13 protein-coding genes are annotated in these 14,716 nt (G+C 71.5%); 7 read left to right on the top strand and 6 right to left on the bottom strand.

The features are described 5' to 3' along the window. Positions 1–42: 42 nt before the first annotated feature. Positions 43–1,356 (top strand): NAD(P)/FAD-dependent oxidoreductase, encoded by a 1,314-nt coding sequence (locus RN607_RS02985; protein ID WP_313544227.1) that lies wholly within the window; start codon positions 43–45, stop codon positions 1,354–1,356. 21 nt (positions 1,357–1,377) lie between these two features. On the opposite strand, the gene RN607_RS02980 is transcribed toward RN607_RS02985, so the two are convergent. The 4 genes from RN607_RS02980 to hemE are packed head-to-tail and all read right to left on the bottom strand — an operon-like array spanning position 1,378 to position 5,693. Then, positions 1,378–2,562, bottom strand: coding sequence for a ferrochelatase (locus RN607_RS02980; protein ID WP_313499747.1), 1,185 nt, complete (start codon positions 2,560–2,562; stop codon positions 1,378–1,380). Continuing rightward, a complete protein-coding gene (hemQ, locus tag RN607_RS02975) occupies positions 2,559–3,233 on the bottom strand; it encodes a hydrogen peroxide-dependent heme synthase (protein WP_313499745.1) in 675 nt (224 codons plus the stop codon). The genes RN607_RS02980 and hemQ overlap by 4 nt, the downstream gene beginning before the upstream one ends. A 14-nt stretch (positions 3,234–3,247) precedes the next feature. Continuing rightward, complete coding sequence (locus RN607_RS02970; protein ID WP_313544225.1) at positions 3,248–4,612, bottom strand: protoporphyrinogen/coproporphyrinogen oxidase; 1,365 nt, start codon at positions 4,610–4,612, stop codon at positions 3,248–3,250. Further along, positions 4,605–5,693: a uroporphyrinogen decarboxylase gene (hemE, locus tag RN607_RS02965; protein ID WP_313499741.1), complete on the bottom strand. Its 1,089-nt coding sequence runs from the start codon at positions 5,691–5,693 to the stop codon at positions 4,605–4,607. The genes RN607_RS02970 and hemE overlap by 8 nt, the downstream gene beginning before the upstream one ends. 67 nt (positions 5,694–5,760) lie before the next feature. On the opposite strand from hemE, the gene RN607_RS02960 reads away from it, so the two are divergent. The 6 genes from RN607_RS02960 (at position 5,761) to RN607_RS02935 (ending at position 12,032) form a co-directional block, all read left to right on the top strand. Continuing rightward, on the top strand, positions 5,761–7,083 hold the full coding sequence (locus RN607_RS02960) for a glutamyl-tRNA reductase (protein ID WP_313544223.1): 1,323 nt from the start codon (positions 5,761–5,763) through the stop codon (positions 7,081–7,083). Between the two features lie 95 nt (positions 7,084–7,178). Continuing rightward, complete coding sequence (locus tag RN607_RS02955) at positions 7,179–8,174, top strand: FecCD family ABC transporter permease (RefSeq protein ID WP_313544222.1); 996 nt, start codon at positions 7,179–7,181, stop codon at positions 8,172–8,174. After that, a complete protein-coding gene (locus RN607_RS02950) occupies positions 8,171–9,202 on the top strand; it encodes a FecCD family ABC transporter permease (protein WP_313499735.1) in 1,032 nt (343 codons plus the stop codon). Before RN607_RS02955 ends, RN607_RS02950 begins: the two co-directional genes overlap by 4 nt. Continuing rightward, positions 9,199–10,020 (top strand): ABC transporter ATP-binding protein, encoded by an 822-nt coding sequence (locus tag RN607_RS02945; RefSeq protein WP_313544220.1) that lies wholly within the window; start codon positions 9,199–9,201, stop codon positions 10,018–10,020. The genes RN607_RS02950 and RN607_RS02945 overlap by 4 nt, the downstream gene beginning before the upstream one ends. Before the next feature lie 42 nt (positions 10,021–10,062). Then, complete coding sequence (locus RN607_RS02940) at positions 10,063–11,145, top strand: ABC transporter substrate-binding protein (RefSeq protein WP_313544218.1); 1,083 nt, start codon at positions 10,063–10,065, stop codon at positions 11,143–11,145. Positions 11,146–11,513: 368 nt separating this feature from the next. Beyond that, positions 11,514–12,032 (top strand): GNAT family N-acetyltransferase, encoded by a 519-nt coding sequence (locus RN607_RS02935; protein ID WP_313544216.1) that lies wholly within the window; start codon positions 11,514–11,516, stop codon positions 12,030–12,032. A gap of 268 nt (positions 12,033–12,300) precedes the next feature. On the opposite strand, the gene phoH2 is transcribed toward RN607_RS02935, so the two are convergent. Both phoH2 and RN607_RS02925 read right to left on the bottom strand, forming a co-directional pair. Then, positions 12,301–13,557 (bottom strand): RNA 5'-3' helicase PhoH2, encoded by a 1,257-nt coding sequence (gene phoH2, locus RN607_RS02930; RefSeq protein WP_313501814.1) that lies wholly within the window; start codon positions 13,555–13,557, stop codon positions 12,301–12,303. 323 nt (positions 13,558–13,880) lie between these two features. Then, positions 13,881–14,642 carry an isoprenyl transferase gene (locus tag RN607_RS02925; RefSeq protein WP_313499727.1) on the bottom strand — a complete coding sequence of 254 codons (762 nt, stop codon included), beginning with the start codon at positions 14,640–14,642 and terminating at the stop codon, positions 13,881–13,883. Positions 14,643–14,716: the final 74 nt, after the last annotated feature.

The raw sequence follows: 14,716 nt of genomic DNA, 5'->3' as shown, positions 1-14,716 counted from the left end.
TCGCGCACGGGTCCCTGGTTGCACCCTGCAGGAGGTACCCCCATGACCCGCACACGTGTGCTCATCCTCGGAGGCGGCTACGTCGGCCTCTACACCGCCCTCACGCTCAAGCGGAAGGCACGCGGCGCCGTCGACATCACGCTCATCGACCGCCGGCCGTACATGACCTACGCGCCCTTCCTGCCCGAGGCGGGTGCGGGCTCCATCGAGGCGCGCCACGCCGTGGTCCCGTTGCGCCGCACCCTCAAGGGCGTGCGCGTGCTGCAGGGCAAGGTGACCGGCATCAGCCACGCCTCGCGCAAGGTCACCGCCACGACCGACCTGGGCGAGGACCTGAACCTCGAGTACGACGAGCTCGTCGTCGCACTGGGATCCGTCTCGCGCACCCTGCCCATCCCCGGGCTCGCGGACTTCGCGATCGGCTTCAAGTTCGTGGAGGAGGCCGCGGCGGTCCGCAACCGCATCCTGGGCCGCATCGCTCGCGCCGCGACCACGTCCGACCCCGCGCTGCGCAAGCGCCTGCTCACATTCGTGTTCGTGGGCGGCGGCTTCGCCGGCATCGAGGCGTTCGCCGAGACCGAGGACATGGCGAAGGCTGCCCTGCGCTACTACCCGGAGCTCTCGCCGTCCGACCTGTCGTTCGTGATGGTCGAGGCTGCCCCGCGCATCCTCCCCGAGATGGGACCCGACATGGGCGACTACACCAAGCACGAGCTCGAGACCCGCGGCATGCGAGTGCTTCTCGAGACGCGGCTCGAGAGCTGTGTGGACGGCCGCATCGAGCTGTCCAACGGAGAGTCCTTCGAGGCGGACACGGTCGTGTGGACCGCGGGCGTCAGGCCCGCCCCCGTGCTCGCCGAGTCCGATCTGCCGCTCGGCCCCCGCGGGCACATGAGCTCGTCCCCCACGCTGCAGGTGGTCGACCTGGAGGGGCGCATCGTCCCTGGCGTGTGGGCTGCGGGCGACTGCGCCCAGGTGCCCAACCTGGTTGAGGGCGAGGGCGACTGGTGCGCCCCGAGCGCCCAGCACGCGGTGCGCCAGGCCCGTCACCTCGGCGCGAACATCGCCGCGCACCTCGCGGGCGCGGAGCTCAAGGAGTACAAGCACAAGCACCTGGGCATGGTGGCGTCGCTCGGCCTCAACAAGGGCGTCGCCGTCACGATGGGCCTCAAGCTGCGCGGCTGGCCCGCCTGGGTCATGCACCGCACGTACCACCTGGCGCAGATCCCCACCGTGAACCGCAAGCTTCGGGTCACGTTGGACTGGACGATCGCGCTGCTCTTCCGCCGCGACATGGTCTCGCTGGGGCGCGTGGAGGTCCCACGTCGCGCATTCGAGGAGGCCGCGCGCGGCTGACCGGCCGCCCCCGCGCAGGGGCTACTCGGCCGACGCGATGGTCGGCTTGGCCGCCCGACCCAGGCAGCAGTCCGCCGGGCAGACGTCCTGCCACGGACCAAGCGTGGTGAGGGCCTCGCGCTCGCGAGGCGCCTCACCCGCGGCGGCCACATGGCGCTCCTCGACCAGATCGATCAGCCCGGCCACGAACGCCGGATCCACGCCGACGGTCGGCACACGCACCGCGCTGAGCTCACGGCCCTCACAGGTCTCGAGCGCCTCGTTGTCCAGGTCCCACGCGACCTCCATGTGGTCCGAGACGAATCCCAGAGGAGAGATGACCAGTCCTGTCGTCGACTCGGGGAGCGCCTCGATCGCGAGGTTGATGTCCGGCTCCAGCCACGGCATGCGGGGGTCGCCCGACCGCGACTGGAACACCAGCGACCACGGCACCCCGGGGAACTCGTCGGCCACGCGATCCATCACGAGCGCCGCGACGGCGCGCTGCTGCTCGACGTACCAGCCTCCGCCTGCGTTCCACTCCTCGCCGCCGCCGGTCGGCACCGGGGTTCCATCGGGCAGCGCCTCGCGCGGGCCGGAGACGTCGGCGGCCGAGCTGGGGATCGAGTGCGTCGCGAACATCACGTGCAGGCGGTCGCCGTCGCCGCGCTCGGAGAGCTCGCGAAGACCGCCGAGCACGGCGTCGACGTTCGGCTCCACGAATCCCGGGTGGTCGAAGTACTGGCGCACCTTGTCGAGCACCAGCTCGCCCGCCAGCCCTGCCTCGTCGAGCGCGGCGGCCAGGTCCTCACGGTAGGCGCGACAGCCGGAGTAGCTGGAGAACGCAGTGGTGACGAGCACGAGCACCCTGCGGTGACCGTCCGCGTGCAGCTCCTTCAGCGCGTCGGTGAAGTACGGCGCCCAGAAGCGGTTCCCCCAGTACACGGGAAGCCCCAGTCCTCGGCGCTCGATCTCCGCCTCGAGCGCCACCTTGAGGTCACGGTTCTGCTGGTTGATCGGGCTGATGCCGCCGAAGTGCCGGTAGTGGTGCGCCACCTCCTCGAGCCGCTCGTCGGGCACGCCGCGGCCACGGGTGACGTTGCGCAGGTAGGGGATGACGTCGTCCTGCCCCTCCGGCCCGCCGAAGCCGGCGAGGAGGATGCAGTCGTAGGTGGCGGGCGCGAGCGTGCGCGTCGACGCCGCGAGCGCGGGAAGCGTGGCGGTCACGACGCGAGCACCTCCACCGCCTCGGCGGTGGTCACGCGGCGGCCGGTGTAGAACGGCAGCTCGGTGCGCACGTGACGCCGCGCCTCGGTGTAGCGCAGCTCGCGCATCATGTCGACCAGGTCGGTGACCTCATCGGCCTCCATGGGCAGCAGCCACTCGTAGTCGCCCAGCGCGAAGGCGGCGACTGTGTTCGCCACGACGCCCTTGAACGCAGCGCCCTTCATGCCATGCTCGCGCAGCATCTGCGAGCGCTCCTCGTCGGGCAGCAGGTACCACTCGTAGGAGCGCACGAACGGGTAGACGGTGAGCCAGTTGCGGGGACGCTCGCCACGCAGGAAGCCGGGCACGTGCGCCTTGTTGAACTCCGCGGCACGATGCACACCAGCAGCGGACCACGTGAGGGTGGTGCCTGCGAGCAGCTCGGTCGCGTGCAGCTCGCGAAGCGCGAGCTGCAGGTCCTCGAGCACCGGTCCGTGGAGCCACAGCATCACGGTGCCGTCGGCGCGCAGGCCGGACACGTCGTAGATGCCACGGAGCACGACGTCGTGCTCCGCGAGCTCGGCGACGGCCATGTCGAAGTGCTCGACGACCTCCGCGAGCTCCTCGTCGGGCGCGTCAAGAAGGCCGTCGAGGACGGAGAACAGGGTGAAGCCATCCGGCTGGTCGGTCATGCCGCCATCCTCTCTCATGAACTACTCAAGACGAAATCTTGCGAGGCGATCGCGGCGAGGCCGCTGAGCCCTGCCGCAGATCCCACGAGGGTGAGCCCGGGACGCGGATGGATCGGCGCTGCCGGTGCCGGAGCGGAGTCCGGCCACGCCACCACCGCGTGCGCCCGCAGCTGCGAGGGCTCGAGCGTCACGCCGAGCAGCCGGGACGCGTCCCGCAGCGCCTGGCCGGCCACCGATCCGGCTCTGGTCGCGGGTCCGTCGCGGTCCAGGCCCGTGACAGCACGCGCGTCGTACGACAGACGGACGACGTGCCTGCCAGGCGCCGCGTCGGCAAGCCACGGCCACTTGGCGGTCGCGTGCGTCAACGCCTTCGCCCGCGCGGCGTCGCCGACGACGAGCACGCCTGTGCCGCGGGGCGCGGCGTCGAGCGCGGGCGCGTCGAGCACGAGGGTGACGAGGACTGCGCGGCCGGGCCTGCGCGGCTCGGACCGGCGATCGTCGACCGGCAGGAGGCGGAACGCCTCGACCTGCGGCACCGCGAGCACGACCTCGTCGACGACGGCTGGGGCCGCGTCGCCGTCGACCCGCACGCTCCACCGCCCGCCGTCAGCGGGTCGGACCGAGGACACGTGGACGCCGGTGCGGATCGCGCCCCCCTGGCCGCGTACGTCGTGCGCGAGCGCCTCCGTCAAGGTGGCCATGCCCCCCACGAGGCCCATCGCGGCGCTTCCCGCCGGGGACGCCTGGCGCCGCGCGGCCGCGAGCGCGACGAGCCCGCCCTTGGCCTTGAGATCGTGGGCGACGTCGGCACCGAGCGCCGCGAACGGCAGCTCATCGAGCGGCCGCGAATAGATGCCTTTGACCACCGGCTCGACCAGTCGCGCCGTCGCGCGCCGTCCGAGCCGGTGCCTCAGCACCGACCGTGCGGTCGCGCCGGGGCCGGGCTCGCGGGCGGGGATCACGGTGTCGAACCAGACGCGGAGCGCGCCGAGGCGTCCGAGCGCCGCCACCACGTCGGGCGCGAAGGGATCCACGGGGATCCCCATCCATCCCGCCGCCGGCAACGGGTGAGCCCGCCGGGGGCCGACGACCCACGCGGGCGTCGGCGCAGGCGCCACCATCCGCGAGCCGAGGCCGAGCTCCTCGATCAGTCGCTGGACGGACCCGTCGCGCACGGCGAACGACTCCGCACCGGCGTCGAGCTCCAGGCCATCGAGCTCCAGCCGTGAGATGCGCCCTCCGACCCGCGGCCCAGCCTCGAGCACCGTGACGACGGCGCCCGCGCGCAGCAGCCGTCGGGCCGCCAGCAGCCCGGCGACGCCTCCGCCGACGACGGCGACGGTCCTGGGGGATGCGGCCGCCGACGTGGGCTCAGCCATGCTCGTGGACGTACTCGACGACGCGCGTGACCACCTCAGGATCGGCGTGCGGCGGCATGCCGTGGCCCAGGTTGGCGACGTGGCCGTGCGCGACGGCGCCCCGCGTGAGCACGTCCTGCACGTGCGCCTCGAGCACATCGGCGGGAGCGGCGAGCAGGGCCGGGTTGATGTTGCCCTGCAGCGCCACGTCGGGGAGGATTCCCGCGGCCTGGTCGAGCGGGGTGCGGTAGTCGATTCCGACGGCCGTCGCGCCTGCCTGCGCGAGCGCGGGCAGCAGGTGGCCGGCCGAGGTCGCGAAGTGGATGCGCGGAACGCCCAGGTCTGCGACGGCGCCCAGCGCACGCGCCGAGCCGCCCGCGCAGTGCTCCTGGTAGTCGCGCTCGGACAGCGCCCCGGCCCACGAGTCGAAGAGCTGCACGGCGGAGGCGCCTGCGAGCACCTGCGCTCGCATGAACCGGCCCGCGAGAGCCGCGGTCCAGTCGACGAGCGCCTCCCAGGCGTCAGGGTCCTTGTACATGAGCTCGCGGGCGGCCAGGTGATCGCGCGAGGGCTTGCCCTCGACCATGTAGGCGGCGAGCGTGAACGGCGCCCCGGCGAAGCCGATCAGGGGTGTGCCGCCCAGCTCTGCGACGGTGAGGCCGACTGCGCGACGGATCGGCTCGAGCGCGGAGTCGTACGCGCCCCCGTCGCCCTCCTCCCCCAGGTCAGGGAGCTGCTCGACGTCGGCGAGGCTGGTCACCGCCTTGCCGAAGACAGGGCCGATGCCAGGGGCGATGTCCACGTCGACGCCTGCGGCGCGGAGCGGCACGACGATGTCCGAGTAGAAGATGCCCGCGTCGACGCCGTAGCGGCGCACCGGCTGGAGCGTGATCTCCGCGGCGAGCTCGGGCGTGAAGCACGCGTCGAGCATGGTGCTGTCGACCCGCGCGGCACGGTACTCGGGGAGCGAGCGTCCCGCCTGCCGCATGAACCAGATCGGACGGTGAGCGGGCTCGCGCCCCTCGAGCGCCGCGATGAGCGGGGAGTCGGCGGTCAGCCCGGTCGCCAGGGGGTGCAACGGGGGAAGGAGCGTCGAGGTCATGCCTCGATTCTGCCCTGTTCTGAACTCTGCGCCCATTGTGATAATGCCGTGCCACAATGGACACGTCATGTTGATGTCCCTCGTGGCCAGTCACCGCAACCGCGATCTCGCGCTCCTCGAGCAGCTCAGCCTCGGCGCGCAGAGCATCGTCGGCCTCGCGGCGGACGGCAAGTCCCCCGTCTCCGGCGCCGTCGTGCTGCCCACCTGCAACCGTTTCGAGGTCTATCTCGAGACCGACGACGGCGTGGCAGCACGCGCGCAGGTCGTCGCGAGCCTGGCCGCGGCGTCCGGCCTCGACGAGCAGGTCGTGGCAGACGCCCTCATCACCTACGAGGACGACGACGCCGCCCAGCACCTCATGTCGGTGACCTCGGGCCTCGAGTCCATGGTGGTCGGCGAGCGCGAGATCTCCGGTCAGGTGCGGCGCGCCCACATCGAGGCGCAGCAGCACCACCACATCTCCGCGCGGCTGGACCGGCTGTTCCAGTCGGCGCTGCGGACGTCGCGGGTGGTGGCGTCGACCACGGGCGTCGGCACCTCGGGCCGTTCGGTGGTCTCCGTCGCGCTCGACCTTGCCGACGAGCTGGTGGAGTGGCCCGGTGCGCGCACCCTCATCATCGGAACCGGCGCGCTCGCCGAGTCGGGCGCAGCCACGCTCCGCGCCAGGGGAGCGTACCTCGCGGGAGTGTTCTCGCCGTCTGGCCGCGGTCCGCTCTTCGGCGAGCGTCTGGGCATCCCGGTCATCGAGCCGGACGGCCTCGCCGCTGCCGTGCGCGAGGCCGATGTCATCTATGCGTGCTCCGGCGGCGAGAGCATCGTGCTCACACCGACGCTCGTGTCGAGCGCTCGCGCCACTGCGCGGCACCCGCTGACGATCGTCGATCTGGCGCTTCACCGCGACGTGGCCCCCGGGGTGGAGGAGCTGCGCGACATCCATGTGATCGACCTGGAGACGGTGGGCCTGCACGCGCCGGGCGAGTCCGTGGAGGCGTTGGAGGCTGCGCGGTCGATCGTGGCGCATGCGGTGGCGCGGCTTGAGACCGGCAAGGCGGAGAGGGCGATCGATCCGGCGATCATCGCGCTGCGGGAGCACGTGTTCGAGCTCCTCGAGTCCGAGCTGTCGCGGATCCGCCCGCCGGCTGGCGCGGATGCGGAGACCGTGGCGCGCGCGGAGCTTGCCGAGCAGTCGTTGCGGCGCTTCGCGAGGACGCTGCTGCACACGCCGACGGTGCGGGCGCGTGAGATGGCTCGCGCGGGCAGGGCGGACAGCTACCTGGATGCGATCCGCACGCTGTACGGCATCGACATCGCGATCCAGGCCGATGCCTGCCCTGCGCCGGGCATCGCACAGGATGCCGCGACGGAGGACGGACTCGCGCCGCAGATTTAGCAACGCGCATGTTGCGATAATCGCTTCCACTGGGCTAGGTTAGGCGAGCCTCACCGACGCTTCGACGCGTCGGACGCCACCCTCGAAGGAGCCCGATGCGCACCCGCGTCCTGATCACGATCGCCATGGCGATCGCGCTCGTGGCAGCCGTCGCCCTCTCCTTCGCGATCGGGTCGCGCACCATCGACCTCGGCACCGTCTGGCACGCGCTCACCGCCTACAACCCAGACGACCCGGAGCAGGCGATCGTGCGCGAGCTGCGCGGCTCCCGCACGCTGATCGGAGTGCTCGCAGGCGGGGCGCTCGCCGTCGCCGGTGCCCTCATGCAGTCCCTCACCCGCAACCCCTTCGCAGAGCCAGGCCTGCTCGGCATCAACGCCGGAGCCTCGTTCGCCGTCGTCCTGGGACTCGTCACCGGCGTCGCCACCGGATTCTCCGCCCAGGTCTGGGTCGCCTTCGTCGGCGCGGGGCTCACCGCCGTGGCCGTCTACCTCATCGGGGCGCGCGGAGCCTCCGGCGGCGCGCCCGTCCGGCTCGCCCTTGCAGGCGTCGCGATCGCGTCCCTCATCACGTCGGTCACCTATGCACTCCTGCTCGTCCTCGACGAGGAGCTCGATGTGTTCCGCTTCTGGGTGGTCGGCTCGCTCGTCGGCCGCCAGGGGAACGACATCACGGCCCTCATCCCCATCGTCGTCGTGGCCGTGCTGGTGGGCCTGCTCAGCGCACGCAGGCTCGAGGCCATCGCGCTCGGGGACGACGCGGCCCAGGCGCTCGGGGTCAACCTCGCCGCCACCCGCGCCCTGGTGATCGTGGTCGTCACCATCCTCGCGGGCGCCGCCACCGCCGCCGCCGGGCCCCTCATCTTCGTCGGGCTTGCGATCCCGCACCTGCTGCGGCCGTTCACGGGCGCCTCGCTGCCGTGGCTGGTCACCGCATGCGCGTTCGGCGGCGGAGCGTTCGTGCTCGTCTGCGATGTGCTCGGCCGGGTCATCGCTCGCCCAGCCGAGGTGCCCGTCGGCGTCATGACCGCGTTCGTCGGCGGCATCCTCTTCGCGATCATGGCCCGCCGCATGAAGGTGGTCGAGCTGTGAGGACGCTGACACTCGGACCGTTCGGTATCACCACCCACCGGCGCACGCTCGTCGTCGGCTGCGCGTTGCTCGCGACGGTGACGGCGCTCGTGGTCGTCTCCCTCACAATCGGCTCCTCGAGCATCAGCCCGCTCGACGCGCTCAAGGCCACGCTCGGCCTGCACACCGATGGGTCAGCGAGCTTCATCGTGGGCCAGGTGCGCGCACCCCGCGCCCTCACCACCCTGCTCGTCGGCTTCATGCTCGGCCTGTCGGGGGCGCTGCTGCAGTCGCTCACGCGCAACCCGTTGGCCTCACCCGACTTCATCGGCATCACCGCGGGCGCGAGCGCGATCGCCGTCCTCACGATCGTGCTGGGAATCGGGACGTCGCTGTGGGTCACGGCGGCGGGCGCCGCCATCGGCGCCGTGGGCGCGGCCACCGTGATCCTCGCCCTGGCCTGGAAGCGGGGCCTGGTGCCGCTACGCCTGGTGCTCGCGGGCATCGGCATCGGCTTCGTCGCCAATGCGACCACCCAGTACCTGCTCACCCGCCTGCCCATCTACCAGGTAGGGGACGCGCTCACCTGGCTCGTCGGCTCCACCGCCTCCCGCACCTGGCAGCACGTCACCGTCGCCGCGATCATCCTCGCGGTGCTGCTGCCGGTCGTGCTGTGGCACCTGCGCGGCCTGCGCACCATCGAGCTGGGCGACGACACCGCCCGCGCGCTCGGCGTCCATGTCACGCGCACTCGCATGGTGCTCATCGCCTGCTCGGTGCTGCTCGCCGCGGGTGCCACCGCGCTCACCGGCCCGATCGGCTTCGTGGCGCTCGTCGCGCCCGCGATCGCCGTGCGGATCGCCCGCTCCCCCGGCGCCGCACCCCTGCCGTCGGCCCTCATGGGCGCGGCCATCCTGCTCACCGCCGACCTCGCCGCACAGCACCTCATCAGCGCGGTCACGCTGCCCGTCGGCATCTACACCTCAGCCATCGGCGCGCCCTACCTGCTGTGGCTCGTCTGGCGCGCATCACGAGGAGGCCCCGCATGACACGGCTCGAGACGCACGACGTGACGCTCGGCTACGGCGACACCGTCGTGGTGCACGGCGTGGACGTCACGATCCCCGAGGGTCAGATCACCGCGATCGTGGGCCCCAACGGCTGCGGCAAGTCGACCCTCCTGCGCGCCCTCGCACGCCTCCTCAAGCCGCACGGCGGCACCGTCCTGCTCGACGGCTCGGACCTGCACCGGCTGCCGACCCGCGACGTCGCGCAGCGCATCGGCCTGCTCCCGCAGGCGCCGATCGCGCCGCCCGGCATCACCGTGAAGGAGCTCGTGAGCCGTGGACGGACGCCTTACCAGAAGGTGCTGCGACCGTGGAGCCCCGCCGACGAGACCGCCGTCATGTCCGCGCTTCACTCCACCGGGCTCACCGGCATCCAGGACCATGTGGTCGACGAGCTGTCCGGCGGTCAGCGCCAGCGCGCCTGGATCGCCATGGCGCTCGCCCAGGACACCCCGCTGATGCTGCTCGACGAGCCCACCACCTATCTGGACATCGCCCACCAGTACGAGGTGCTGGACCTGCTGCACCGCCTGCATCATCGGCAGGGCCGCACCATCGTCATGGTGGTGCACGACCTTCCGCAGGCCGCCCGCTACGCCACCCACCTCATCGCCATGTCGCAGGGCCGCGTCGCCGCGGTCGGCGCGCCCTCCGACGTCCTCACTGAGGACCTGGTCCATGACGTCTTCGGCCTGCGGGTCCGCGTCATCCCTGACCCCGTGACGGGCACGCCCGTCATCGTGCCCGCCGCGCGTCCTGGCGGGCACGACTCCTCCACCGACCTCCCGCACCGGGCCTGAACCAGGCCGGAGCCTCCCCCACCCACGAACGAAGGAGACCCTATGCACACCACCACCCGCCGGTTCGCCGCCGCGGCGCTTGCCGCCGCTGCCGCCGTGCTGATGGCCGCATGCTCGTCAGACACCCCGCAGGCGTCCACCTCCGAGTCCACCTCCGAGTCCACCACCGCGACCGCCGACGCCGCTGCCGACGCGTTCCCCGTCACCGTCACCGGCATGTACGGCGATGTGACGATCGAGTCCCAGCCGGAGCGCGTCGTGACGCTCGGCTCGCGTGAGCACGAGCTGCTGTACTCGCTCGGCATCGCGCCGGTCGCGGTGCCCACCAGCTGGAAGGGCTACGACTATGCGACCGGGCCGTGGGCCGAGGCGGCACGCGAGGCGGTGAACGCGACCCCGGAGACGTTCGACACCTCCACGATCGACGCCGAGGTCATCGCTGGCTTCAACCCGGACCTCATCGTCGCCACCTACACGGACCTCTCCCAGGAGGAGTACACGCTTCTGTCGCAGATCGCCCCCGTGATCGTGCGCGGGGCCGACGACGTGGCGTACGGCATGTCGCTGACCGACGAGCTCACCGTCATCGGCCAGGCGACAGGCACGTCGGACAAGGCCGCCGAGGTGATCCAGCAGATCGACGACGAGTTCGCGGCCGTCCGTGACGCTCACCCCGAGTGGGCAGGCAAGGAGGGCGCCGTCGGCTTCTACTACGAGGGTCAGGCGGGCGTGTACTGCGAGACCGACAACCGCAGCCAGTTCCTCGCGAGCGTGGGGCTGTCCACCGATCTGCTCGCCTCCCTGTGCGCCGGGCAGACCTGGGTGAGCCTCAGCGCCGAGCAGCTGGACCAGCTGTCGGGCTTCGACACGATCCTGTGGCAGACCGCCGCGACGCCGGAGACCGAGCCCGCCATCGAGGGCCTGCCGCTGTACGCGTCGCTCGGCGTCACCCAGAAGGGCGGCAACCTGTGGATCACCGACGAGACGCTGGAGGCCGCACTGTTCGCCAACTCGCCGTCCTCGATCGCCTACTCCCTCAGCGCACTGGTGCCGCAGCTCGAGGCGGCGCTCGACGGCGACCCCACCACGGAGATCCCGGTCTACGCGGACCCGTCGGCCGCCTGACCGCTCGATCCGTTCCGGGTAAGTGAGTGTCGGTTCTGAGAGGTCCGTGCACCTGACGGGTGAGCAAGTGTCGGTTCTGAGGGCTCCGCGCACCTGACGGGTGAGTGGGTGCCGGTTCTGAGAGCTCCGCGCACCTGACGGGTAAGTGAGTGTCGGTTCTGAGAGGCCTGTGCACCTGACGGGTGAGCAAGTGTCGGTTCTGAGGGTTCCGCGCACCTGACGGGTGAGCAAGTGTCGCCCGATCGCGCGGAATCCCCCAGAAGACACCAAGGCGAGCCCCCGCTGTCACCACGATGGCGGGGGCTCGCCCGCGTCGTCCCTCCGGGATCCACAGGGGCGGGTCCGCCCGACTGACCTAGGGTGACGGGATGCACCATCTGAGCCCCGGGCGGATCCACACCTCTCGGCTCACGCTCGAGCCAGTGTCGCCCGAGCACGCGACCGGGATGGCGAGCGCGCTCTCGGACCCTGAGCTGTACGCCTTCATCGGCGGCGAGCCGCCTTCGCGCGACGACCTCGAGGACCGCTACCGACGTCTCGAGTCCGCACTCTCGCCCGATCGCACCGAGGGGTGGCTGAACTGGGCGATCCGCGCCACGGACGACGGTCAGCTCGCCGGATACGTGCAGGCGACGGTCCGCGAGCGCTCGGGCGTCCTCGAGGCGGACGTGGCGTGGGTCATCGGAAAGGACTGGCAAGGGCGCAGGTATGCGACGGAGGCGGCCGACGCGATCGCCGCATGGCTTCAGGCGCGAGGCGTCGGTCGGCTCAGCGCCTGGATCCGTCCTGGGCATGCGGCATCGGAGGCGGTCGCGCGTCGTCTCCACATGATTCCGACGTCGGAGATGGCCGACGGGGAGATGCGGTGGGTGCTCAACTCCGGCTGACCGGGGTGCCACGACACTCACGCACCCGTCAGATGCACGGACCTCTCAGAACCGACACTGACGTACCCCGACGAGCGCGGGCCGGGCGGGCGCCGGCCGGACGGGCGCGGGCGCGGGCCGGGCGGGCACGAGCGGCGGCGGGCACGGGCAACGGCGGGCGCAGGACCAGGCGGACAGAGACCCCGGACGACGCGCGCCGCCCGGGGCCTCCTCCATCCCACCCGTTGCTGAGGGAGTCGGGGTGAGGTCTAGGAGTCCGGAGTGAGGTCTAGAGGTCGAGCCGCTCGAGCATGTCCGTGACAAGGGCTGCGACCGCCGAGCGCTCCGAGCGCTCCAGGGTGACGTGCGCGAACAGCGGGTGGCCCTTGAGCGCCTCGATCACCGCGGCGATGCCGTCATGCCGGCCGACGCGGAGGTTGTCGCGTTGGGCCACGTCATGCGTGAGGACCACCCGTGAGTCCTGGCCGATGCGGCTGAGCATCGTGAGCAGCACGTTGCGCTCGAGCGACTGCGCCTCGTCGACGATCACGAAGGCGTCGTGCAACGAGCGGCCACGGATGTGCGTGAGGGGAAGCACCTCGAGCATCCCGCGAGCCATGACCTCCTCCACCACCTCGGAGGACACCATCGCGCCGAGCGTGTCGAACACCGCCTGCGCCCACGGGTTCATCTTCTCCGCCTCGGAGCCGGGCAGGTATCCGAGGTCCTGACCGCCGACCGCGTACAACGGACGGAACACCATGATCCTCTTGTGCTGGCGGCGCTCCATCACGGCCTCGAGGCCCGCGCACAGCGCGAGGGCGCTCTTGCCGGTGCCTGCGCGACCGCCCATCGACACGATGCCGATCGAGTCGTCGAGCAGCAGGTCGATCGCGACGCGCTGCTCCGCGCTGCGCCCGTGGACGCCGAAGACCTCCTGGTCGCCGCGCACCAGCCGGATCGCGCCCTCGTCGGTCACCCGGGCGAGCGCGCTGCCGCGCGGCGAGTGGATCACGAGCCCCGTGTGCACCGGCAGCGAGGCGACGTCCTCGCCGCAGTCCGCGGCCGACGGCGGGTCCAGGCGCTCCGACTCCCACAAGGCGCCCATCTGGTCGTCGGTCAGCTGGATCTCGCGCATTCCCGTCCAGCCGGACTCGACAGCCAGCTCGGCGCGATACTCCTCCGCCTCGATGCCGAGCGCCGACGCCTTGACGCGCATCGGCAGGTCCTTCGACACGACGACGACGTGGTGGCCCTCGGCCCGCAGGTTCGCGGCGACGGCCAGGATCCGCGTGTCGTTGTCCCCCAGGCGGAATCCGCTGGGCAGCACCTCCTGGTCGGTGTGGTTGAGCTCGACTCTGAGCGTGCCGCCGTCGTCGTTGATCGGCACGGGCTTGTCGAGGGTGCCGTGCTTGACACGTTGATCGTCGAGCATCCGGAGCGCCGAGCGCGCGAAGTAGCCCAGCTCCGGGTGATGACGCTTGGCCTCGAGCTCCGTGACGACGACCACCGGCAGCACGACCGCGTGCTCGGCGAAGCGCCTCATCGCCCGCGGGTCCGACAGGAGCACCGACGTGTCGAGCACGTACGTGCGCAGCGCGACGTCGTCCTCGGTGGAGGCATCGGTGAGGGGGGTGGTGCGGGGCGTGGTGGCGGTCACAGGGGCTCCCAGCGTTCAGGCCGCAGGGCGCCGGAACGCCCTACGGCGTTCTCTAGTCGGGCACCGGGTCGGTGCGTCGAGTGTGTGGTACCACGTGACCGAAACTACGCCGGTGTCATTATGGAGGGGAAGGCCGACACGCCACCGTTCACGTGGTCGTAATGTGAGCCGGGGGCCTCGTTCCGGCGCGGGGGCCGACGACGGCGTCGTCAGCGACCGAGCCGACGCTCCCGCAGCGCGTAGTCGCGCAGCGCGCGCAGGAAGTCGACGCGGCGGAACGCGGGCCAATAGGCCTCGCAGAAGTAGAACTCGGTGTGGGCGCTCTGCCACATGAGGAAGCCTGAGAGCCGCTGCTCCCCCGAGGTGCGGATCACGAGGTCCGGATCAGGCTGGCCCTTGGTGTACAGGTGGTCCTCGATGTGGTCGACGGCGAGCCGGTCCGCGGCGTCCGCGAGCGTCAACCCCTGGGCGTCGCACTCGCGCAGGTACGAGCGGACCGCGTCCGTGATCTCATGGCGACCGCCGTATCCGACGGCGACGTTGACGTGGACCCCCGGAGCGTCCTCGGTGCGCCCCACGGCGGCCGCGATCCGTGCTGCGGCGTCTGCCGGGAGCAGGGTGGCGTCGCCCACGTGCCTGAGGCGCCAACGGCCGTCGTCCGCCAGGTTCTCGACGGCTCCGCAGATGATCTCCAACAGCGGCTCGAGCTCGTGGGGGTCGCGGTCCAGGTTGTCCGTGGACAGGAGCCACAGCGTCACGACCTCGACGCCCGCCTCCTGCGACCACTCGAGGACCTCGGTGATCTTGTCGGCGCCCTTCTGATGGCCATGCGCGGCCGGGGCTCCGATGGTCTTGGCCCATCGACGGTTCCCGTCCAGGATGACGCCGATGTGACGAGGCAGGTCCGCGCCGCGCAGCTGGGCCGTGAGCTGACGCTCGTACAGGCCGTAGAGCAGGCTCCGCAGACCCATGCGCGTCCTTTCGAGGAGATCGATGCGCCCGCGGGCGCGGATCCAGGGTAACCCCGGCGGCTAACCTACGTTAG

Origin of the sequence: Demequina capsici, from assembly GCF_032102965.1 — a bacterium.
Lineage (GTDB): Bacteria > Actinomycetota > Actinomycetes > Actinomycetales > Demequinaceae > Demequina > Demequina capsici.
This window is presented reverse-complemented; position numbering and strand designations above follow the sequence as displayed.